At 32.0% G+C, this 21,409-nt stretch carries 22 protein-coding genes and 1 pseudogene; 2 read left to right on the top strand and 21 right to left on the bottom strand.

Annotated elements, in window-relative coordinates:
- Positions 1-571 precede the first annotated feature (571 nt).
- The 11 genes from DFQ11_RS13620 to xerA all read right to left on the bottom strand — a co-directional run bounded on the left by DFQ11_RS13620 (position 572) and on the right by xerA (position 11,360).
- The gene (locus DFQ11_RS13620) at positions 572-823 is read right to left on the bottom strand and encodes a hypothetical protein (RefSeq protein ID WP_110476438.1); all 252 of its coding nucleotides are present in this window, start codon (positions 821-823) and stop codon (positions 572-574) included.
- A 175-nt stretch (positions 824-998) separates the two neighbouring features.
- The gene (locus tag DFQ11_RS13615; RefSeq protein WP_146221539.1) at positions 999-1,457 is read right to left on the bottom strand and encodes a hypothetical protein; all 459 of its coding nucleotides are present in this window, start codon (positions 1,455-1,457) and stop codon (positions 999-1,001) included.
- Between the two features lie 521 nt (positions 1,458-1,978).
- Positions 1,979-2,476 carry a carboxypeptidase-like regulatory domain-containing protein gene (locus tag DFQ11_RS13610; RefSeq protein WP_110476429.1) on the bottom strand — a complete coding sequence of 166 codons (498 nt, stop codon included), beginning with the start codon at positions 2,474-2,476 and terminating at the stop codon, positions 1,979-1,981.
- Between the two features lie 143 nt (positions 2,477-2,619).
- Entirely contained in the window at positions 2,620-3,594 is a 975-nt protein-coding gene (locus tag DFQ11_RS13605; protein ID WP_158525008.1) for a TlpA family protein disulfide reductase, read from the bottom strand.
- 310 nt (positions 3,595-3,904) lie between these two features.
- The gene (locus DFQ11_RS15350) at positions 3,905-4,657 is read right to left on the bottom strand and encodes a DUF4844 domain-containing protein (protein WP_229791305.1); all 753 of its coding nucleotides are present in this window, start codon (positions 4,655-4,657) and stop codon (positions 3,905-3,907) included.
- A gap of 1,100 nt (positions 4,658-5,757) precedes the next feature.
- The gene (locus tag DFQ11_RS13595; RefSeq protein ID WP_110476427.1) at positions 5,758-6,249 is read right to left on the bottom strand and encodes a hypothetical protein; all 492 of its coding nucleotides are present in this window, start codon (positions 6,247-6,249) and stop codon (positions 5,758-5,760) included.
- 157 nt (positions 6,250-6,406) lie between these two features.
- Entirely contained in the window at positions 6,407-7,090 is a 684-nt protein-coding gene (locus DFQ11_RS13590; protein ID WP_110476426.1) for a hypothetical protein, read from the bottom strand.
- A 162-nt stretch (positions 7,091-7,252) separates the two neighbouring features.
- A complete protein-coding gene (locus DFQ11_RS13585; RefSeq protein ID WP_110476425.1) occupies positions 7,253-7,993 on the bottom strand; it encodes a hypothetical protein in 741 nt (246 codons plus the stop codon).
- A gap of 131 nt (positions 7,994-8,124) precedes the next feature.
- Complete coding sequence (locus tag DFQ11_RS13580) at positions 8,125-9,333, bottom strand: DNA-methyltransferase (RefSeq protein ID WP_110476424.1); 1,209 nt, start codon at positions 9,331-9,333, stop codon at positions 8,125-8,127.
- On the bottom strand, positions 9,320-10,096 hold the full coding sequence (locus DFQ11_RS13575) for an ApaLI family restriction endonuclease (protein WP_229791304.1): 777 nt from the start codon (positions 10,094-10,096) through the stop codon (positions 9,320-9,322). Before DFQ11_RS13575 ends, DFQ11_RS13580 begins: the two co-directional genes overlap by 14 nt.
- Before the next feature lie 133 nt (positions 10,097-10,229).
- Entirely contained in the window at positions 10,230-11,360 is a 1,131-nt protein-coding gene (gene xerA, locus DFQ11_RS13570) for a site-specific tyrosine recombinase/integron integrase (protein WP_110476423.1), read from the bottom strand.
- Positions 11,361-11,453: 93 nt separating this feature from the next.
- Here xerA and DFQ11_RS13565 point away from each other — a divergent pair, with 93 nt between their 5' ends.
- Complete coding sequence (locus DFQ11_RS13565) at positions 11,454-11,840, top strand: hypothetical protein (protein ID WP_110476422.1); 387 nt, start codon at positions 11,454-11,456, stop codon at positions 11,838-11,840.
- Between the two features lie 44 nt (positions 11,841-11,884).
- Here the strand turns inward: DFQ11_RS13565 and DFQ11_RS13560 are convergent, their stop codons facing one another.
- From DFQ11_RS13560 to DFQ11_RS13525, 8 genes and pseudogenes are all read right to left on the bottom strand, one after another.
- Complete coding sequence (locus DFQ11_RS13560) at positions 11,885-12,664, bottom strand: LytR/AlgR family response regulator transcription factor (protein ID WP_229791303.1); 780 nt, start codon at positions 12,662-12,664, stop codon at positions 11,885-11,887.
- Positions 12,654-13,700: pseudogene (locus DFQ11_RS15470) on the bottom strand (sensor histidine kinase). The gene DFQ11_RS13560 and the pseudogene DFQ11_RS15470 overlap by 11 nt, the downstream one beginning before the upstream one ends.
- Positions 13,701-13,769: 69 nt before the next feature.
- A complete protein-coding gene (locus tag DFQ11_RS13550; RefSeq protein ID WP_110476435.1) occupies positions 13,770-14,507 on the bottom strand; it encodes a hypothetical protein in 738 nt (245 codons plus the stop codon).
- 199 nt (positions 14,508-14,706) lie between these two features.
- Positions 14,707-15,486, bottom strand: coding sequence for an SOS response-associated peptidase (locus DFQ11_RS13545; RefSeq protein WP_110476421.1), 780 nt, complete (start codon positions 15,484-15,486; stop codon positions 14,707-14,709).
- Between the two features lie 115 nt (positions 15,487-15,601).
- Entirely contained in the window at positions 15,602-16,024 is a 423-nt protein-coding gene (locus DFQ11_RS13540; RefSeq protein ID WP_110476420.1) for a BLUF domain-containing protein, read from the bottom strand.
- A 63-nt stretch (positions 16,025-16,087) separates the two neighbouring features.
- On the bottom strand, positions 16,088-17,143 hold the full coding sequence (locus DFQ11_RS13535; RefSeq protein ID WP_110476419.1) for a metallophosphoesterase: 1,056 nt from the start codon (positions 17,141-17,143) through the stop codon (positions 16,088-16,090).
- Between the two features lie 57 nt (positions 17,144-17,200).
- The gene (locus DFQ11_RS13530; protein WP_110476418.1) at positions 17,201-17,638 is read right to left on the bottom strand and encodes a DoxX family membrane protein; all 438 of its coding nucleotides are present in this window, start codon (positions 17,636-17,638) and stop codon (positions 17,201-17,203) included.
- A 62-nt stretch (positions 17,639-17,700) separates the two neighbouring features.
- Positions 17,701-19,209, bottom strand: a complete 1,509-nt coding sequence (locus DFQ11_RS13525) for a hypothetical protein (RefSeq protein ID WP_146221538.1) — start codon at positions 19,207-19,209, stop codon at positions 17,701-17,703.
- A gap of 373 nt (positions 19,210-19,582) precedes the next feature.
- Between DFQ11_RS13525 and DFQ11_RS13520 the strand changes: the two genes are divergently transcribed.
- Positions 19,583-20,023, top strand: coding sequence for a DsrE family protein (locus tag DFQ11_RS13520; protein ID WP_110476416.1), 441 nt, complete (start codon positions 19,583-19,585; stop codon positions 20,021-20,023).
- A 14-nt stretch (positions 20,024-20,037) separates the two neighbouring features.
- Here DFQ11_RS13520 and DFQ11_RS13515 read toward each other — a convergent pair whose 3' ends face one another.
- Positions 20,038-20,607, bottom strand: coding sequence for a TetR/AcrR family transcriptional regulator (locus tag DFQ11_RS13515; RefSeq protein WP_110476415.1), 570 nt, complete (start codon positions 20,605-20,607; stop codon positions 20,038-20,040).
- Positions 20,607-21,269, bottom strand: coding sequence for a transglutaminase-like domain-containing protein (locus DFQ11_RS13510; RefSeq protein ID WP_110476414.1), 663 nt, complete (start codon positions 21,267-21,269; stop codon positions 20,607-20,609). The genes DFQ11_RS13515 and DFQ11_RS13510 overlap by 1 nt, the downstream gene beginning before the upstream one ends.
- Between the last annotated feature and the right edge of the window lie 140 nt (positions 21,270-21,409).

Genomic DNA, 21,409 nt, shown 5'->3' with positions numbered 1-21,409 from the left:
GCCCTAGCTAAATCAGGTTTAAAATATGACAGAAACTATAGAAGTGTTTTAGTAAATATAAACTAATAAATACTTGTTTTTTAACACAGTTCTTGATTAGTTGCGTGTTTTAAGCACTAAAGTTAGCAAATAAAAACCGAATAGAAAATCCGCGAGGATTTTCGTAAGTAGGCGAGAACCGAGCAATTAATTATACACGGTGTTGGCATTTCGTTGTTTTTTTATTCCGACTTATTCTTATTCGACTAAATTCCATTTTTATTTTTCGAGCGTTTGAGTAAATTCAGTCAGCGTTTTATTCCGCAAACTTTTTCAATTCCAATTATTTGTTTTCCTGTTCTTTTTTATTTAAATCTCTCATTGTAAGTAGCATTACTATAATTATAAGAACATTCGATACAATTCCAGCAAAAGGTCCTTTTTGAAGATTGCTAAAGTCAAGTTCAGAAATGTTATAAATCATAAGTATGATACTTGCGATTATTATAAAATAAATAAAATATTTTCTTTTCATTATTTGTTTATTGTTTTATTCGGCAAACGAACTAAAAGTCAAACGTTTTGTTTTAAATCACTCTTTTTTATATTTCTTATGTTCTATTTTCTTTTTTTCTAAAATCGCATAAAATTTTCGTGGCGAGATTTTCAAGTCTTTTGTTATTTCGCTCACTTTTTTCTTTCCTTTTTTATATAACTTTAAATTCTCGTTTACTTTTTTGTCAAAGTAATGTTTTTCCAGTTTCTGAACGATTTGTAATTCAGTCAGATTTGATTCATTCGCATATTTTTCAATTTCCGATTTAATGTCTTTTAAATTACTCATAAGTCTCATTTTTAACGGTTCTGCTCAATGAATGCCAACGTGTTTGTATAAGAATAGTTGCGGGTTTGCGTGCGAGGATTTTCCGAAGGAAAATCAGATGTAACAAACACGCAACTACCTTTGTTTTAGCACTAAACCGCAATTATTTTTATACGGTGTTGTAGTGCGTTTTTTTTTAGTTTTGGGCTTCCATTTCTCCATATTTCTCCATCGTTTTTAATTCCGATTGAAGTTTATCCAATTCGTTCGAGAAATAAAGTCGGAAGCATTTTTTTACTTGTTCATTGTCTTTTGCTATAAATATCTCTAACCATCTTATTTCTTTTTCCTTTCCAAGTCCAAATAAGCCTTTTTTCATTTTCGGATAGACATAACCAACCAAAAATGTATTGTCATTCACATTTCCCATTATAGAAACCCAAAATGACGTTTTATTTACTTTGTCATTTACAGATAAAGTCGCAGAACTCCCTTTTTGGATTTTCTGATAACTTTCAATTTGTTCAATCCAAGGAAATTTATCAAACTCGGTTATAAAACTCTCATAGTCGGTTTGTCCTTTTTCGTCATATTTTTCATAATCGTATCCAGCAAGTTGAACATTCCACGTATAATTATTTTTTCCGTTTGTCATATTTTTTTCTTTGTCTTTATTCGCGCAAGAAATCAGAGAAAAACTTGCTAAAAGTATTATTAATATTCTGTTCATATTCGTTTTTCTCAAATGCACTACAACGTTGTTGTATATGGTTTGTTGCGTGTTTTAAGCACCTAATTTAGCAAATACAAACCGAATAGAAAATCCGCGAGGATTTTCGTAAGTAGGCGAGAACCAAGCAATAAATTATATACGGTGTTGGCATTTCGTTTTTTAATTCTATTTAGTTAAAAGTTTAGACAGCATTGATTTCCAAAGTCTATACAATAGAATCATTGTTAATGTAGCTAGACCATACATAATAGTTCTGTAATTCAATAACCAAAATTGAGCATAAACAGTTACATTCCAGCTTGGATATACAGAAGCAAAAAAATCACTCCAAATAAATTTCAGAATGAATCTAAATGAGATTAGAGTTAATAAGATTGCTATTACTTTGATTAAGTTTGATTTTACCATTTAAATCCTGCCTTTTATTGCATTTCGTTTTTATTTTATTCAATTATCTTTTCAAACAAACCATTCGGACTCGATTTATATTCAGTTGTTCCATTTCCTTGTCCAATAATCGCTGAAAAATTTATAATATCTCCAGTTCCGATTTTGACATTCCTAACTTTGAGATTATTAAATCCGATAAATTGTACTTCTAAATTATATTCAGATGCAGGAATTGTAAACTGAAACTCGCCTTTGGAATTCGATGTTGTCCCAATGAGGGAATCAGTTTGAATATCTTTAACCCAAATATTTGTATAAGCAAAATTGTCAGTCAGAGTATCATTTTCATTAATTGATTTTGCACAAATTTTTCCAGAAATACTTGCAAGAGTTGTGTCCGCAATTCCGATTCTTTTCAGTTCAATTATTTCGCTGTCTATCGTTTTCGGATTCATTTCTGAACCAAGTCCGCACGTCACGTAATTTTTTTTCGCACAGCTAATAAGTCCGATTAAAATTCCTAATGTTAAAATGAAATTTCTGCTTTTCATAAATGAATGCCAACGGTATTGTGTATGATTTCGTTGCGTGTTTAAGCACTAAAGTTAGCAAATAAATCATAGATAGAAAGTCCGCGAGGACTTTCGTAAGTAGGCTATAACTAGCAATGAATTATACACGGTGTTGTGCATTGTTATTTATTCAATACCTCTTTTATTTTATCTAAATCAACTTGTGGGTTTCCAATAAACAAAACTTCATTTACGTTGTTCAATATGACTAACCTCGGATAAGTTCCTTTTTTATTGAAAACTTTTAGTAGCTTTTCAGTAGCATACCCGTGAGTCCAATTCATTTCTTTTTTTTCAATCATTTTTTTTAGCTTACTAATATTTCTATCGTGAGCATTGATTGAAAAAATTGACAAATTATCCTCATATGTTTTTTTTAATTCTTTAATTTTTTCATTTGCAAGTAGGCAAGGTACGCACCAAGTTCCCCAAAATTCTACAATTGTATATTTCTTTTGTTTAGTAATGTCATAAAGTTTGATAAGGTCGTTTTCAAATACATTTCTAACAGCAAAGTTGTCAACTCGATTGCCAACTTTTATTGATTTGTCAGATAAATTTTGGTTTTCATAAATTGGTTTATATTTTGTTTTAATGTCAATTTTTAAATGTTCTCCTAATATGTTTTTAAAACTTACACTATTAATCTCTTTAATTGATTGAGCCTCAAAATCTATATTTCTACCACCATTTAAATGCTTAGTTCTTTTCAATACTAAAAATCCATTAATAATTAGGTCTGGGTATTCTAATTCTGAATCTTCTAACTTTACTTTTGAAATCCAAATTTTATTCCATCCATTTTTAGATTTTGATATCCAGGCTTGACATTCCTCCTCTAGTATTATTCTATCTTCATTAGGAATTCTTTCATAATTATTGATTTTACGATATTTTGTAGTAATATATGGATTATTCCATTTGGTTTTTTTTCCAGAGTTTAAATCAAGTCTATCATTTTTATTTGAATTCCTAATAAACATTGTTTTTGAAGGACCAATTTTTTTCGGGAACTGTTCAACCAATATGGTGTCCTTATTTATGATTACAATTTCCTTTTCGGCTGTGAGAATACGCTCCGAAATTTCACTATCCATTTTGCTGTAAAATTTAGAATACTTAAGGCTATCTTTTGAGTTGTCAAAATAAAGTTTTCCTCTGAATTCAATTTCAAAAGCTGAATTGTTTTGAGCGTAAATAAAAGAACTTAACAGTAAAATTGTTATAGTTTGAATTTTTTTCATAATGTTTCTCATAATAATGCACAACGTGTTTGTATATGGTTTGTTGCGTGTTTTAAGCACCTAATTTAGCAAATACAAACCGAATAGAAAATCCGCGAGGATTTTCGTAAGTAGGCTAGAACTAGCAATAAATTATATACGGTGTTGGCAACAGTTTTTATTCTTAATCTCCTTTTCCAATTGCAACTATAACAAAAGCAAAATCAATTTCATTCGGCACTCCATAATCAGTCAAATATTTTCCTCCAAGTCCACTAACTTGAGATTTTTTGTCCTCAACTTCAAGTCCATAGGTTTCTCCAAACATAAACTTAACTCCATTGTCTAATTTTAGAGTATCTGTGTCTGAAACATTAAATACTTTAAATTCTCTCGGTTTTATAATTAAGTCCTCTATTATTCCTATATTTTCAGTCGTTTCGTTGTAAAGGAAGACTTTATATTTTTTTCCTGTTTTATCGTATTTCGCTGGAATTATTGAAACTTCAGTTCCCTTTTCAATAAACATGTTTCCGTGCGAATCAGTCCACTTTTTTTCTTTTGGCTTTTCCATTGGGTCAAAACCGTACATAAATTTATTGAGTTGACCATTCGAGCTTTCCAGTCCGACAATATCCATTAATTCCTCAAAATACATACAAACTCTTTCTCTGTCTTCGGTATCTAATTCCAGATAAATGTCCGCAAACCTTGAAAGTCCAATTCCGATTTTTTCTTGATACTTTAAATCAGTCGGGTTTTCAGATTCCGCAACAGTTTTAAAATCAGTCGCAACTTGGTTTATTTTTTCCGTTAAAATTGGTCGCATTTTTTCGTCTGCAATTCCAGGATAGAAATTCGGGTAAGGTTGTTCAATAAACTTTTTCTTTGCAATGAATTCCGCAAACATTTCATTCGCATTTTCTGGTGTTTTCATTTCGGTTGCATTTTGTCCGCAAGCAGATAATGTCAAAAAAATTAATAAAATTTGAATATATTTCGTCATTTCTTAAATTGTTGCCAACGGTTTTGTGTAAGGAACGTTGCGGTTTTGTATGCGAGGATTTTCCGCAGGAAAATCAGAAGCTAGCAAAAGAGCAACGACCAAACGATTGAACTAAAATAAGCAATGTTTTTTACACGGTGTTGCAAGTAGTAGTTTTTTCTTTTCAACTACCTTAAAACTCCGAATAAAATCGAAAAACAGGCCAGTAGAAATTCCGCTTTATTTATTCCGTTGCTATTTTCAATTCCGCAAACTTGCTCAATTCCGCAAGAGTAAATTACCGGGTTCTGCTCGGTTTTCCGCAATGGTTTATAAATCCCGTTTGAGTGGCAATTCCGCAACAAGCTTAATTCAGATTTTGGATAGGAAATTCAACGTAAAGTTTGTTAAAAATCGGTCGTTTTTCAATTCTGAATTCCTAGCGCCTGAGTGAGTTCCGCTATTACTTGCAACGTTTTTGTGTAAGGAACGTTGCGATTTTGTATGCGAGGATTTTCCGCAGGAAAATCAGAAGCTAGCAAAAGAGCAACGACCAAACGACTGAACTAAAATAAGCAATGTTTTTTACACGGTGTTGGGTTTTAGTGCTTTTTATCCACTGGATATTTTGTTCAGATTACTCTTTTATCTATTGTGCTTTTATTCCGCAAACTTGCTCAAATTCCGCAATATATTTAATTCAGATGGCGAGTGAGCGATTCCGTAACTTGCTAAATTCCGCGTATAGTTTGGTTAAGTTTTAATTCAGATTCTGCAAACGATCTAAAATAGTCAAGGTAAGTTTTTGAATATTTTAATTCCGCAAACCTGCTTAAATTCGGCTGTTGTTTTTCAGTATAAGAATTGAATTTAAGCCGGAACTTTGGATTGGTAACAGGCGTTTCCGCATTAAACCCAACGTTTATGTATAAGAATAGTTGCGGGTTTGTATGCGAGGATTTTCCGAAGGAAAATCAGACGTTACAAACACGCAACGACCTTTGATTAAGCACTAAACCGCAATTATTTTTATACGGTGTTAGGTGCAGTTTTTATTCCGTTTCTATTTTCATTTCCGTACTGCAAGAAGTTCCGCAAACTTTACAAATACCGTCAACGTAAATTTTTCCGTTAAACTCATATTCGATTGGATAATTCAATCCAGTATCAGCTTTTTTACATTTTCCGCAATAATTATTTTCGGTAATCCATTCTTGCTCGTCGGAATCTCTTTCTTTAAAATTCTTTTCGAGTCTTTGGTAAACAACGTTTTTTAATTCTCTCGGCTTATCATATGGCTTGGTTTTTTCAAACATTTCATTAATTCCATATTCCCAAGTATAATCCGCAATTATTTCAGTTCCAGCGACAGCACAATCTTCTATATCATCTTCGGTTGCTGAATAATCTAAAATACACAACCATTGAACTTCTTTGTCTTTTAATTCAATGGATGCTTTTCGTAAAGATTTCGGTGTATTTCCTCCGAGTGCTCTTTTCGCACTACTTTTTAAAAATTCGTTTATGTTATTTCCGAAGTTCATCGTTTTCTCAAATTGCACCTAACGGTTACGTATAAGAATAGTGCGTTTTTGTGTGCGAGGATTTTCCGCAGGAAAATCAGATGTAACAAAAGCGCACGAACTCTTGATTAAGCACTAAACTACGCATTGTTTTTATACGATGTTGGCAAATCGTTTTTTATTCATTCGACTTCTCATAAACTTTGTATCCACTATCCATAATATATGCTTTACCAATAGCAAGAAAATTGTTCTTTTTTAAATTCACGAAATAAACTCCTTTGCCTTTTATGTGCATTTCTGTTCCACCAAACTTAATTCCTCTTAAGTAAAAGTCGTTACTTTCAATTATTTTATTGTTAGAATATATATTAATCTTTTTATCTTTTGTAATTTCTAATTTTTCATTGATTTTAGTTTTATAATCTTTCGTAAATCCAAGACCTTTTATACTGTCTAATTTCCAAACTCCAACAATTTGATTCAAGTTTAATGTTCGACCTTTGTGATAAACATTCGTTGCTCTGTCAAATGCTATGAGCGATAAAATTGAACCAGAATTTTCTTTAGCAAAATTTACATATTTACTCATCAAAACTGAATCACTAACTTTAAGTTTATTTAAGTTCAAATCAGGCGAATATTTATGCTCTCTTACGTTTCTCAGTGAGTCCAAAATTCTATCCTCAATAGCGATTTTTTCAAATTCAGAACTTGGAAGTTGATTCAGCGAATCTATTTCTTTTTTTAAACTCTCAATTTCGAATTTCAGATTTGTGTTTTCGCTCAAAAGTTCCTTTTCTTTTTTGTCGCATGAAATCAACGTAATAGTCAGAAATAACCCTAAAATTGTTCTTTTCATAATGTTTTTCTCAAATGTTTGCCAACGGTTTTGGCTATGGTTTCGTTGCGGAATGGTTCGGCAGAACTATTCCGCCATAAACCAAAGTTAGCAAATATGCAGGAATTTCCGAGAGGAAATTCCGCCGCAATGAACTATAGCCGTTGTTGTGTGGCGTTTTTTTTACCACAAATATTTTAATTCAATTTTGTCATTTTCGATATTCATCACTTTATATGTCGAAGCTCCAATTTCGATTAATGTACTTCCTTCGTCAATGTCTAATTTTTCTTTGAATTCCGCTTCTTTTTCCTTTTCAAAAGTCCAGCGATAAATTCCGTCAATTTTTGGTTCCTTTTCTGTTGTTCTTGTCAAAACTAAATTCCGATTTTTTAGAACTCCATTTTCCCAGCCAGAAACGTCCCAAATTCCATTAAAACTCCTTATCAAAGAATCAGCTACGATTTCTCGTTTTTTCTCTAATTCAATAAACTTGTGTTTGAATATTTTACTTTCCAAACTATCGTAGTCAATTCCGTTCCATTCACAATTCCCAACGATTTTAATTTCTTTTCCATTGGTTTTTATATCGTAGTAATCAATTGATGAAGAATTAAAAGAACAAGTATCATTAATCGATTTGGCTTTATTTATAAATTCAGTTATTAATTTTAAGTCAGATTTTCCAATTTCGGTTGTCCAAGTTGAGTCGGTTCCAGAACCATAATAATAAAACGGACTTTTTTTAATAGCTTTTATTTTTTCTCCGCTTTTAAAAATTTCCATTGAGTAAAATTCGATTCTTTCATCTCCAGTTCGATAATGAATTTCAAGGTCCGAAAAGTCATTAAATTCCGCTTTGTCAATTTTGTCAGAATTGCAAGAAGTTAGAATTAGAAGTAAGATTATTAAATGGTTTCTCATTTTTTCTCAAATGACACACAACGGTCTAGTATAAGAATAGTAGCGGATTTTATACACTAACTTTTCGGATTATAACTGACCTTTAATTTATTCATTTTTGTTTCGATTAAGCGATTAAACCGCTATTATTTTTATACATTGTTGGGCACAGTACTTTTTTCTTTCAATTCCTCAATTATCAATTCCTGTGATTGGATAATTTCTATATCAGATTCTAATTCAAAAAGTCGATTACCTCTTGATTCCTTTCGAGTTTGAATTACAATTTTTAACTCAAATTCTTTTCCTTGGCAAGATTTTTCAAGTTTTTCAATTGCATCATTAAGAGTTTCTCTTTTTCCTTGAATTTTAACAGGTACTGGTTTTTCGTTAAAATGCTTTCTTAAAAATCCATCAATTCCAGAGTTTCTTTGAACTGGCAGAGCATCAATACTTTTTAAAATTGCCATCTCATATTCTGATTTTTCAAGATAGCTATTATAACCTTTGTTTAATAATGCAGAATCTGTGATTATCATTTCTTCCAATCGTCTGTTCGCAAGTTCGACTGCATCTTGAGATGCATCAATTCCGATGAAATTTCTATCCATAGATTTAGCAGCAACACAGGTCGTCCCACTTCCACAAAAAGGGTCAACAACTAAATCTCCTTTGTCTGTTACTATTTTAATTATCTCTTTTAAGAGCAAAACAGGTTTTTGTGTCGGATAACCAACTCTTTCTTTTGCTTTAGGATTTAGATAAGGGATTTCCCAAGTATCTGATAATGGAACGCCTTTTTTTTCTTTTCCTAAAACAATATTGCCATCTTCATCTGTTTTGTAAATGGACTTACCTTTTGCAGTTTTTTTTCTGTCTTGTAAGATTTGGTCAATATTAGTTGTAGAAGCGTAATTTGTATAATATTGATTAAATTTAAAGTGCTTACTTTTTGAATAGAAGTATATATTTTGATGCGAGTTTAAAAGCCCTTTCTTGGAATTAGACCATCTTTTATAACTCCAAATGATTTCACTTTGGAAGTTTTTCATTCCAAAAACTTTGTCTAGAGTTACTCTAATGTAATGAGAAGCAACTTTATCACAATGAAGAAAAACACTGCCAGTTTCTTTTAAAACTCTTTTGCACTCTATTAAACAAGCCTCAATTAAATCGAGGTAGTCATTTAATGAATCCCAACTATCGCTGAATTCGTATTTTTTTGATTCATCTCTAGTTACTAATGAATGTTTTTTTTGAGTAAAAAAAGGTGGGTCAAAATATACTAAATCAACAGAGTTAGATTCTAATTCTGTCAATTTGTTAATACAATTACCTTTATATATTCTATTTACTTCCATTTGAACTAGTTTTTTTATCTGCGATAGAAGTTAAGATTTCTAATAAGTCGTAACCAGTATATTTTTTGACAAAATTCCAAGCTTCATCTCCACCATAATATTCCCCTTTTACTCCCTTATAGTATGTAGCAAGTATTTTTTGAATTTTAATTGCTTGTTTCCTTTGAGGATAGTAAAACATAACTCGAATTGGTTTATAACCATAACTAGTTATACACTCAACTCTTGTATGCTCTTTTGTTATATGGTCTCCATCTGTTGTTGCATCTCGCCATTTAATTTCAATAGCGTTGTTACCATCTAAAAAGTCAATTTCAAATGTTTTAGGTTTTGAACCTACTGTATTATCTACAAGCGTTCTCTTTCCTTTTAAGTTATTGAATTTGAAACATAGAACGGTTGCTTCCTCCAAAAATGAGCCTGCATATTTGTAGAGAAATCGACCTGTGTTTTGATAAACATCAATTAATTGACCTCTTTCATTAGAAATCCCCAATACTCTATAAATTAGATAATGAGAATTATCATCTTCGAGCATTTCTTCTTTTCTATCCTCTATCTTTCCGTTCAGAGTTTCAGAATATCTATTCGAAAGTTCTTCAATTTTTGAATATAGTAACTCATAGTCTGTCCCGTCCTTTTTCGCTTGTACGATTTGTTGATTACCGTATGTTTCTGCATCTTCCATTAAAGTGTTTTTGGTTTTTCCTTTTGTCTCGATTCCTAAAGATTTACAATAATCTACAAGTTCTTTTTTATTCAATTTATATAGTTTCAATTAGTTCTTAAATTTTAACAAATTTACGAAATTTAAAATTCTTTCGCAGAAGTTGTTTTGTATTGTGCCCAACGTAGTTATATAGTTAGTGGTGTGTATATATCCACTATACATACACTTACAAATCTAATGGATTTTTTATAAAATCAAAGCTGCTTTTGGCAACATGTGTATAAATCTCAGTGGTTTTTGTGGAATTGTGACCTAATAATAATTGAATATAACGTAAATCAGTGCCAGATTCCAATAGGTGAGTGGCAAAGCTATGTCTTAAAACATGAGGGGAAACACGCTTCTTAATACCAGCTCTTTCAGCGGCTTCTGAAACTATTTTACCAACACTGTTTGCGCTAAATTGTCCTTTAGTAGGACTTTCAAAAAGATAAGTGGCCGGTTTATATTGCTTGTAATAAGTTCGTAAATCTTTTAATGTGTTTTCGGAAAGTAAGGTGTACCTTTCTTTATTACCCTTGGCATCTGTGACATGTATAAGCATTCTAGAGCTATCAATATGATGCGGTTTTAAGTTTAATAATTCACTCCTACGCAATCCGGCGGAATATAACAAACTGACTACACAGCGATGTTTAATATTGTTTGTACAATCAATGACTTTCCTAACTTGATCTTTAGATAACACAATAGGAAGCTTCTTTTCTGGACGTGGACGCTCAATCATATACAATCTATTAGGCATGCCTTTTACAATTTCATAATAAAATTTTATACTGTTAATAGCAACGTTTATATATGAATTAGAACGCTTTTCTTTAATAAGATTAGTTAAATAAGCCCTGATATCAAGCTCATTTAACGAATCTACATCCTTATCGTAATAATAATTTATGAAATCTTCGAAACTATTTACGTAGGATTTTACAGTATTGTTAGAATATTTTTTTAACTCAAGTTTTTGTAGGTATGAATCAGGACACTTTTTATAGTTAGTGCGTTCTTCTCGATTATTATACCAGTTAAGGTTAAAATCTTCGTCGAGCTGTTTCGATCTTGTTTTTTGAAAAAAGTACTTGCCGTCAACCCATGCGACACCTTTAAATATTTGATAAATACTATCTAGGTTAGCTCTGTTATTTGGTATATAATACATATTAAAGGTATCACTCCACTTAACAGAGTCTAATTGATTGACTAGAACCTCTAAAGCTTTATTGGTGTAAAACTGAAGGCCAATAAATTTTTTGTTATCAATCAAAAGATGCTTTAAAATGATATGTTGACTAAACTTCATAATGTGTTTTTGTTTAAAATAGTGAATATTAGTATCTTAAAGGTGTAATAAGCGTTTAATATTCGTATAAATAACGGGTAAGTATAACTATCAATGGAAAATATCAAAACATGCAAAGCTTGTGGTAAAATCCTAGTAGGGCGATCAGATAAGAAATTCTGTGATCCCTATTGTAAAAGTACTTTTCACTACAAAAAGTCAATTCAAGAAACACCTAGTTTTTATCTAAAGGTAGATAAACAGTTGAAAAAAAACAGAAGAATTCTTAAAAGCTATAATAAAGCTGGTAAAGCGACGGTAAGAGGCCAAATTTTAATAAGTAAAGGTTTTGATCCTGATTTTTTTACACACTATTGGAAAAACTATAAAGGTGAAGTCTATTTATTCGTTTATGAATATGGTTATCTTAGGAAAAAAGAACGAAATATTGATAAATACATCCTAATAAAATGGCAGGACTATATGAATAAAAAGAAATAAAACAGAAGGTATTCTGAAACTATGACCAGCCCTGTTGAATTTTATTATATACCCATCCATAAATTAAAATCACTCGTTTTATTCTGACTTGTTCTTAAAATGATTCGTTCGGAGTTTAAATAAATGGATACCGTATTTTTATTGTACCTTTTAATCTTTATAATAAAATATTTCTGAACAATTTCACTGCGATTGATCTTATAAAACTTTTGCGGATCTAGAAAATCTTCGATTTCTTTCAAGGTCGATTGTGGCATTATGTGACGCTTATTCTTATCATCAAAAGCAAATACAACACCTTTGTCTGCTTGAAAATAAACGATGTTTTCAGTTTTAATAAAATAGGTTTCTGTGGCCGATTTAATCGCGAATTGTTCCTTGTATCCAACAGGAACAGGTGACGATTGTTTTAATAGCTGACTAATGGTTTCCATTAACTGCTGACTATTTTTAGAACCACTTCCTCCTAAACGAATAAATTTTTCCCAAGCCTTGGTAAATCGGTCTAGGGAAAATGGTTTTAATAAGTACTCAATCCCATTGGCTTCAAAAGCATGGATTAGAAAGTCATTATATGCAGTGGCAAAAATTATAGGACAGTTTAAAGAAATATCGTCATATACTTCAAAAACATTTCCATCTCTTAATTCTATATCGGAAAAAATGAGATCAAGTTCAGGAGCATCCTTCAAAAATAGTTTGCAGTCTTCAACATTGTCTAGTTCTGCAACAATTTCAGAAGTTGGGCACACTTCAGAAATATACCTTTTTAACTTTTTTCTAGCAGGAGCTTCGTCTTCAATAATAAGAATTCTATATATCATTATTGCTATTTATAAAAGGTAATTTAACCTTAAATTCTGTGTCATTATTTTCTATAATAATATCTGTTCCACTAAGTAAAGTGAATTGAGTTGAAAGGTTTTTTAATGCTCTACCACCAGTTTTCTTCTTATGCTTTTTAGGAATCTTATTGTTAACAACAGATATATTATTAGTAATTTCGATTTTAATATCTACAGGGTTTTCAGCACGACCTAGATTGTGTTCAATGGCATTTTCAACCAATAATTGTAAGCAAAATGGCGGAACGAATACTTCTAACTGAGGATCGTGGTTTTCAATAGTTAGATGGTAGTCTCCCAAATACTTTTGTTCCATTAATTCGAAATAATTTTTCACAAATTCAATTTCATCTTTAAGCGGAACTAATTTTTTTTCAGACGTCACTAAAGAATAACGATAGAGCTCTGAGAAATGATGTAAAAATGAACTCGCCTTGGCACTATCTTCCTAAATTAATTCATCTAGCGTATTTAAATTATTAAATAAAAAATGCGGATTCAATTGCGATTTTAATTGTTGAATAACACTTGAAGACAAGGCGTTGTCGTATTTGCGTATTTCGGCCTTATAATTGTTATTCTCCATTAAAAACAGATAGGCTAAATATAAACCTCCATATAAAGTGAAATCTATACTTCGAGAAAGATGGGTTAAGACTAAAGTTTGAGAATTGAAATTTCTTGAAATGGTATTAAATAATGTCGAAATAAAAAGACCTAATAGATTAGAAATTAAGAGAAATAAGATAAACGAAATGCCAAAATATTTGAAGTAAGTGCTTGCCTTATAAGCGTCTAAAACTTCCTTTTTTTGAAAATAATCAATAGTGAGTTTAATAAGAATCAGAATAAGAAATGCCGAAACAAATTTAGCTAAAGGAGCATCTGGACGAAGAATTTCTACTAAACTTAAATCTGTTTTTATTCTTGAATTTATTACCAATAAGTAACTTAGTAGAAAAATAAAGACAGTAAAGTAAATATCTATTCTTAAAAAGTTAAATAATCTTTTCATTGCTGCAAAATAGCATATATCCATGAAATGATTCTGAAATATTTCATGGATATAGTATTTGTTGAAGATTTATTTTGGCCAAGAACTTGTGATTTCACCTTTTTCATTATAAACCACTAATTGAACCTCATTGTCTTTGTTTATACTAAATTGTGCTCGTGGCATGCCATTATCATCAAATAGAAATAAACCATTGTTCTGGCTTGTTGTTTTACCAAGCATTATTCGCGGCGTAGAACCTACTAAACCTTGTTCCTTATAAGCCATGTACTTTTTTCTTCTTTCCATAGGATCTTTTATGGCTTCTAACTCTAAATTAATTTGATTTGTGAGTTCTTGGGTTTCATTTTCGGCACGATCGTTAAAAGCCAACATGCTCGAAACAAATCTCCTTCCTTCTCTCTTAGTATCTGTTGTTAAAAGCTGCATAACTTGATCACCATCGTACTGATCATAAGTTAATGAAAGTCCAGAACTATGACCATTTTCATTCTTTTTGCCATCATAAATAAGTCCGCCGCATTCTTTTCCGTCTTCATTGAAAAATAACATTCCAGCACGTTTTTTTCGTTCGTGATAAACGGTGTTATTTATCGAATCACCTTTAGTAGGGAAGTGGGCTTCATTGGTAATTAACATCTTTACAGTTCCATCTTTTTCAACAATATTAATGCGTTCCACATCAATTGTTCCAAAGCTTCTGTCTTCTTTTATTTTGAAACCATGCATGGACATAAACACCATACATCCAACGATACAAACGGTAAATGTTCTTAAAATGACTAATTCTCGATTTAATTTTTTCATTGTTTTTTGCTTTAGTTGACTATTAATATTTACACAATAGTATAAAGCGTCGACCAATTAGGAAACTGGAAAACAATGAACGCTGGAAATTTTCAAATGAATAAAGGAAAATTCAATTTTAATGAATTAAGATGTTTTATGCTGAAGGATAAAAATTTCAATGAAAGTATAGTCTTCCCCAAATAGCATTGGTCTATGGTTAATGAAGGTCATCATTGAACACGAGCTCTTCGTATTTTACTTCTTCCGAAGTCCCTTCAACGTTTCCCTTATAGTCCTTGCCTCTTAATTTGGCAACTGTATGGGCTTTTAACTGATCTTTGGGATAATGTTGAATAAGCTCTTGAATCTTTTTGATGTCTAAGTCATCCTCAACCGGATCAAGCCATTTATCCTCTAATTCCTTAGGTAGAATTACAGGCATTCTTGGTTCTTTTAACTTAGGACTATTATGAATCTTAGCCATTAATGAGTTTCCTGTAGTAGTCACAATGCTGAATGAATTTAATATACCGCCCGTTTCAGGGTTTTTCCATTCACTCCATAGTCCTGCGAGAGCCAAAGGTTCATCGTCTTTATGAGAAATATAAAAAGGATAGACTTTTCCTTTGTAATGATGATGCTCGTAAAATCCGTCGACATAGATGATACAACGATTATTTCTTGCTGAATTTCGAAAAGAGGGTTTTTCAAAAATTGTTTCGCCTCGTGCATTAAGCGTATTATTCCATTGTTTTTTGAGCTGCTCTTCATTCTTAACCCACTGCGGAACCAATCCCCAAGTGGCTACTTCAGGGAAATTTGGCGATCTATCGGTGTAAATTAATAGTTCAGGATGACTGAATCCAGACATATGATGAATGGGAAGATCAGTCAAAGGAATAAGATTTTCTTCGATTTCTTCAACGGTTTGAAGGTCTCCTTTCCGTTTTGCTCTTTTCAACTGACTCTCTAAACTTGCTTTAATATCGTAGCACAAAACTTATAGTTTTAATTAATTATTGGTTGAAGCTCTTATATATTTCGAATTAATGATTGAAATAATTGATGTACTATGCCAAAAGATAAATCTTCTCATTTAAGCTTTCATAGGCTTAAGCTTTCATAGGCTCAGTACGTAATATTTTCCGAACCGTTGCCCAGAAACTTAGTAGAGAACTTGAAGATCTATCCGAAAGGTCTGAAAGCAGTAATAAATTGTTTACAAATTGCTTTACATCTTTATCTTCTGGACGGTAATAAGCCATATTCCATTCTTCAAAAAATCGATTCTCCACCTGATTCTCCCATAATAAAGTCACTTCATCATGTCTTTTATCCATTTTTATTTTATGATATACGTCTAGAACATCTTTTTTATCGCCTTCGAGAATTTGAACAAAACTGTTATTAAAATAAATGAGACACCCTGATATATTTCGTGAAGCATTCACAGCATTTGCTCTTTCTAAAATATTTTCTAAATCTTGAGGCTTTAAATCATTTTTTGATGTGGAGCGGTAATTTAATTGATACATATATCTATTTTTCTTAAACTTTTATCACCGATTATGTTATAAATCATCAATGAATTGAAACATCTAATCAAGTATAGTGCTTGGCGTCGTTTTTTTGAATTCTATTTTTTTACCGTCTAAAGTTCCTCTGTAATAACGATGGTCTGTAATAAATAAAACTTCACCATATTTCCCGCGCTTTATACTTGAATCTACTCCGTAAATTTTGTTGTTGTATAACTGAACGACTTCTTTATTTGAACAATGTCCTACAACAATATGGTCTGAATTCACCTGTTTAAGTAGGTCGTAAATTTCCGATTCATTTAAATTATCTCGAAAATAACCTCTATACCATATCAAACTTTTGCTACCATAGTAAATTTTGTAAAAATCAGTTGATTTCATTTCTGCCTTGGATCGGCTAAGCGATTGTCTCATGATATTGTTCAACTGTGAAATTTTAAATTCATTTTTACTTAAAAAATCTTTTGAAATACCACCATGAACGAAGACGTCATTGTTTATTTTAATTATAGTAGGTTTAGATCTTAACCATCTGCCTAAAACCGTATTCTTGCCATATAAATCGTCATAGCTTAAGTCAAGTAACTTAGAAGTGATTCTATATTTTTCATGAATGTATCGCAAATCCTTATGAAGAACCATATATTCATGATTGCCTAATAAAAAATGAACACGACCACCTGCTTTTTTTGCTTGTGCTTCTAAATTATAAATCAACCATAGCATGTCATTTACTTTATCACCTCTGTCAAAAACATCACCGACAATCACCAAATGACCCTTGCCAAAACTCCAGTTGAGTTCATGATCTATAATTTTATTGTTTTTTAATAGTTTTACTGCCAAATCATACTGACCGTGAATATCACTGAGCGCGACTACATTTTTAATATTCTTATAGGTGTCGGCTTGTGGAGTAAAAATAGTATCGTGAGCAGCGCTCTTTAAAACTTTTGATGAAACCTTGCCATATACTATTGATTTCTCAATGAGTTGATTGTTTTCTATAAAAACATACGGACCGTCCGAAAAATTAGATAAGGCTTCCTGAGAAAAGACAGTCGACACACATAAGAGGCCAATGAGAACTAGGTGTAATTTAAAATTATTCATCTTCTAGTCTTTCTGAATTAATGTTCTGTGAATTAGGAAAATATTTTAATCCTAGGTTTAACTTTGATTTGTCTTAGATGACTTTTTTATTAGGTGATCTAAAGAAAATTTATCCCATTCTTGAGGTAGTAATAATAAAGCTACCAATAGGATAGTTCGAGGCATTACATGTGATAAATTCCAAATGGGCTCAGCTAAACCATGACCAAAAGTTACAATAATTGAAACAGAAGCAAGGGCATAAAGCGCATAATTTGTTTTAAAACCTAATACAAGTAGTAGACCTCCAATCAGTTCAATGTACGATGTATAATAGGCGGTAGCGCTTATAATATAGTCTGGAAGTAAATCCTTAAATGTGCCATTAAAGAAATCGGCATTAATAACATTGTCCATTCCCCATGTAAAGACTTTTCCAAAGCCTTGCATTAAGAAGATGAATCCTAAGATCATTCTCAGCGTTAATACAGCAACTATTTTATTTAAATGTATCATAAGTGTTCAGTCTAATAGGTGTAATAGGGTTCATTGTTGCAATATGTATCCAAAGCTAATTACTAATTACATTCAGGAACATTGCCGTTTAAAGTCATTAAAGTATAAGCGGTTTCATAGCCAATCTTGTGTGCTTTCCATGCTTTCCATTCGTCAGATGCTCTATCGGAAGGTTCATCAGCTAAAGCACAATCACCTGTTAGTAAAGTGTACATATAAGCACCAATGGCTTTGTTTAAATTTCCATGCATATGCCAATTGTCGCTGTACGCAGATTGTGATGGAATGGCCTCTTTAAGTTGGGCGTATAAGGTACGGATTGGTATAGCTCGGGCATGAGGTAGTTCTGAGTTTCTAATCATAAAAAGAGCAGCTCCTAAATCGGTGCCGTTTTCATATGAATTTACACGTTTGTCTAAACCATACAGCATGGAAGTATCACCATGGTTGCCATTATCTTGCATAGGGAATCCAAAGGAAAAATCGAATCGCGATGGATCTATTTGATAACGCTTATTAGGTTCAAAATTAGTGTTTGCTCTTCCGTAATTGAAATTAATTGGAGCAGGTCCATTAGCTTGAAGTGTTCTAGAGGATTGAGAAATTACCCATTGTAGACCATTTAAAATACCGTTTTCAGAGCTCGAGCCTGTGTGATTATAATTCAATACCGAATCCTCAATCTCACAACTAATAAATGGAGACATAAATAATGGCTCTCCTGTATATGCAATGCTATTGGCCTGAGTTGTTAAAGCAATCTCAGCGATGTCGTCATCGTATTGATAATCTGAACTAGCGGCTGTTTTATTGAGAAGCTTAGAGTAAATAGACGCAGCAGCTGCATAGGCTCCGTTTGGTGTTGGGTGTTCTATACTTTCATCTTTTTTAGTTGAAGGTAAAGCGTCCCATGTTAGACCCGCCGGAACAGTTTCAACAGTTACTTTGGCTCCATCAGCTGTGCGTTGTGTCAATTCTGCATAATAATCTATTGATGCAGTCGAGCTCTCATCTTGTGGCCAAACCATTAATAATAGTGGTTGAGCACCACCTTCTGCGACTTTTTCGGCAATTTTATTTACACCTAAGGCATAATAGCCAGGGAGTTTTGCAACAATATACGGATCGGCAGCAATGACCACATAATCCCATTTATGAGCAGCTTCACCAGTTAAATTTTTTAATCGTTCTGTTTGTTGGTCTGGCCAATAGTAATACTGCGTTAATGAATGCGCGTAATGATAGGAATTCATAGTGTTTCCAGCCTGACCTAATCCATAGGTGATTACTTTTTCTTTATAAATATCTTCAAAGGAAATATGGACTTCTAAATTTAAGGAAGTATCCTGACTTAAAATATTTTCCAATTCCGCGGCTATTCTACTTGATGCAAAGCCAGCAGAATTAGGATCAATTGAAACACTGGTTCCTAAAACCAAAATATTTAATTGACCATCTCCATTGATGTCGGGCGAAACTTCAACGGGTTCTTCGGATGTGATATCAGAAGAAGTATCATCGGTTGAACAACTAGTCATACAAACCAAAGCCGTTAGTATGAATAAAGTCAAATTGTTTAGTTTTAAAAAAAATCTTGTTACTGTTTTCATATATCTAAAGAAAAAATTGAACGCTAATTTACTAATAATAAAAATCAAGAGGGTTCATTAATGAGCTATTTCTAAATCTATGAATTCTATTTAGGTAGAGTTTCTGGCAGGTGGGTTTAAACTGCTAAACTAACGGAATCTTTATTCTGGAAAAGTGGTGTCTAAATTGAAAAGAGTTAGGAAAAAATAAGTTAAGTATTCAGTTGTAGGTGTGAATACAAAGGTTAAGTGGTAGAGAGTAACTTAAGTTACAATAATTGTCTTATTGAAGGCTTATCTTTGATGATATGGTAAATGAGGCCATGTTTAAAAATTAAATTTTATCAATAATATTATGAAAAATCAGTTTTTTATTATCCTTTTAGTTTTCGTAGGATCCCTATTGTACACTCCAGTTACAGCGCAATCATTAAGTATTTCTGTAATAGAAAATTCAATAAAAAAGGATGGGAAGTACGCTATACTTGTTTCTAATTCGCGTTATTTTCAGGCAGCTGTCAGAACAGGAAAAGGACTAAAAGCCAAGCATTCTGAATTGGACTTTCAAGTGGTGTTAATTGGTCCTGTGGTTAAAGATTTAGCTAAAGATGAAAGTCTTAAGTCTTCCATAGAAACTAGTGAAAAATTTGGAATTCGTTTGGTGGTTTGTGAAGCTGCTATGAATCACTTTGAACTAAAGCAAACAGATTATCATAACTATATTGCTTTTACTCCAGATGGCTTCGTGTACTTTTTAGGGCTTCAGGAAAGTGGATTCAAAACAATCACTTTATAATCAGAATAGACTTTTTATTTATTAAATAAATCAATAGTTTTCTCAATAGCTTTATCAAAGTTCTCCCAAGATTCTTCAGACCTTAAATCTGTTGTAATAAATTTTTTGTTGAATTTAGATAAAAGGGTAAAATAAACATAACCGCCAATCATCAATTGAAAAGCATGATTAAGGGAGCTGTCCTTTTCCGAAATGGCGAACATTTTTCCTATCTCTTTATTACTATACTTGAATAAGTCGTGAGTAGCTTCATTATTTTCTAATAGTTGCCAACGCAGAATTTCTTGAGTTAATTTATTTTCACGAAGTTCCTTAGTTCCTGCTTTTGCAAAGTCTTTTAAGTCTTCTACAGTAGCTAAATCTTTATCATGTAATGATAGCATAGACTTAAAGAAGTCGCCTTTTTTGGCGAGGTGGAGTAGGAGGCCTTGTAATCCGCCATAATAGCGATAGATAAGTTCTTTTGAAACACCTGCCTTTTTAGCTATGGCGTTGATCCCTACAGCTTGTGGTCCTTTCTCTTCAAGAAGACTTAAAAAGCTTTCGTATATTTTTTCTTCGGTAGCAGCTCGGTCTTTCTTCATTATAACTTTGATAAATTTAATACTACACCTAATTCAATTTGACGTTCCTCTAAGGCTGGATAGGTGTCTTTCATTAATTGAAACATATAAGCTAATGGCACATGATCAAAAGTTCCATAGTCTTCGATGTACTCCATAAATTTTATGTCATTTGAAGCCATATAGGGTTGAAACAAGGAATCATTCACACCATCAAAATCTAAGGGCTCAACTTTCAACTTTTCACATAAGGTTTTATTGAAAGCCGGAGTGGCCTTCACCCATTTGCCATTTAGAAAAATTTCAACATAGCCATGTGGTACGAGGACATCATTTCCAAACTTCTCCACAATATCTTCAACAGCAATATGATTTTTTACCTTGGCTAATCCTAATCGGGCTGGAATATTTTTGCCACGTAAAACACTGATTAGTAAAATTGCTTTATCCAAACAATGTCCACTTTGATGTGTGCTAATTTCTGAGGCTTTCCAATCGTCTTCAATTAAACTAAAACGATAAGGATTGTAAGGCCATGCATCTCGAATATAATAATAAGCTTTTAATGCAAAGGCTAAAGGCGAATCGGAATCGTTACCATCACTTATTTTTTCTATTAAATCTTGAATGGCAGCTGAAGAAAAGTCAAAATTACTATTCTCTTCTAAATATGTAGGTTTCATATAAATTGTGTTTTGATAATAATAAGATTAGCTGTAACTTACAATGAGAAAATACTATAACAATTATTAGGTTTATAAAATTTACGACTATTTTATTTGACAAAGATAATTCTTTAGTATAGATTTGTAACCATGTGGTC

Source organism: Winogradskyella epiphytica (genome assembly GCF_003217215.1).
Lineage (GTDB): Bacteria > Bacteroidota > Bacteroidia > Flavobacteriales > Flavobacteriaceae > Winogradskyella > Winogradskyella epiphytica.
This window is presented reverse-complemented; position numbering and strand designations above follow the sequence as displayed.

Coding starts and splice junctions, on each gene's coding strand:
- DFQ11_RS13590 (WP_110476426.1), bottom strand. CDS start 7,090: ATGAAAAGAACAATTTTAGGGTTATTTCTGACTATTACGTTGATTTCA.
- DFQ11_RS13560 (WP_229791303.1), bottom strand. CDS start 12,664: ATGATATATAGAATTCTTATTATTGAAGACGAAGCTCCTGCTAGAAAA.
- DFQ11_RS13615 (WP_146221539.1), bottom strand. CDS start 1,457: ATGACAAACGGAAAAAATAATTATACGTGGAATGTTCAACTTGCTGGA.
- DFQ11_RS13550 (WP_110476435.1), bottom strand. CDS start 14,507: ATGAAAAAATTAAATCGAGAATTAGTCATTTTAAGAACATTTACCGTT.
- DFQ11_RS13610 (WP_110476429.1), bottom strand. CDS start 2,476: ATGAAAAGCAGAAATTTCATTTTAACATTAGGAATTTTAATCGGACTT.
- DFQ11_RS13520 (WP_110476416.1), top strand. CDS start 19,583: ATGAAAAATCAGTTTTTTATTATCCTTTTAGTTTTCGTAGGATCCCTA.
- DFQ11_RS13585 (WP_110476425.1), bottom strand. CDS start 7,993: ATGAGAAACCATTTAATAATCTTACTTCTAATTCTAACTTCTTGCAAT.
- DFQ11_RS13605 (WP_158525008.1), bottom strand. CDS start 3,594: ATGGATAGTGAAATTTCGGAGCGTATTCTCACAGCCGAAAAGGAAATT.
- DFQ11_RS13510 (WP_110476414.1), bottom strand. CDS start 21,269: ATGAAACCTACATATTTAGAAGAGAATAGTAATTTTGACTTTTCTTCA.
- DFQ11_RS13535 (WP_110476419.1), bottom strand. CDS start 17,143: ATGAATAATTTTAAATTACACCTAGTTCTCATTGGCCTCTTATGTGTG.
- DFQ11_RS13595 (WP_110476427.1), bottom strand. CDS start 6,249: ATGAACTTCGGAAATAACATAAACGAATTTTTAAAAAGTAGTGCGAAA.
- DFQ11_RS13620 (WP_110476438.1), bottom strand. CDS start 823: ATGAGTAATTTAAAAGACATTAAATCGGAAATTGAAAAATATGCGAAT.
- DFQ11_RS13530 (WP_110476418.1), bottom strand. CDS start 17,638: ATGATACATTTAAATAAAATAGTTGCTGTATTAACGCTGAGAATGATC.
- DFQ11_RS13580 (WP_110476424.1), bottom strand. CDS start 9,333: ATGGAAGTAAATAGAATATATAAAGGTAATTGTATTAACAAATTGACA.
- DFQ11_RS13540 (WP_110476420.1), bottom strand. CDS start 16,024: ATGTATCAATTAAATTACCGCTCCACATCAAAAAATGATTTAAAGCCT.
- DFQ11_RS13565 (WP_110476422.1), top strand. CDS start 11,454: ATGGAAAATATCAAAACATGCAAAGCTTGTGGTAAAATCCTAGTAGGG.
- DFQ11_RS15350 (WP_229791305.1), bottom strand. CDS start 4,657: ATGAAAACACCAGAAAATGCGAATGAAATGTTTGCGGAATTCATTGCA.
- DFQ11_RS13515 (WP_110476415.1), bottom strand. CDS start 20,607: ATGAAGAAAGACCGAGCTGCTACCGAAGAAAAAATATACGAAAGCTTT.
- xerA (WP_110476423.1), bottom strand. CDS start 11,360: ATGAAGTTTAGTCAACATATCATTTTAAAGCATCTTTTGATTGATAAC.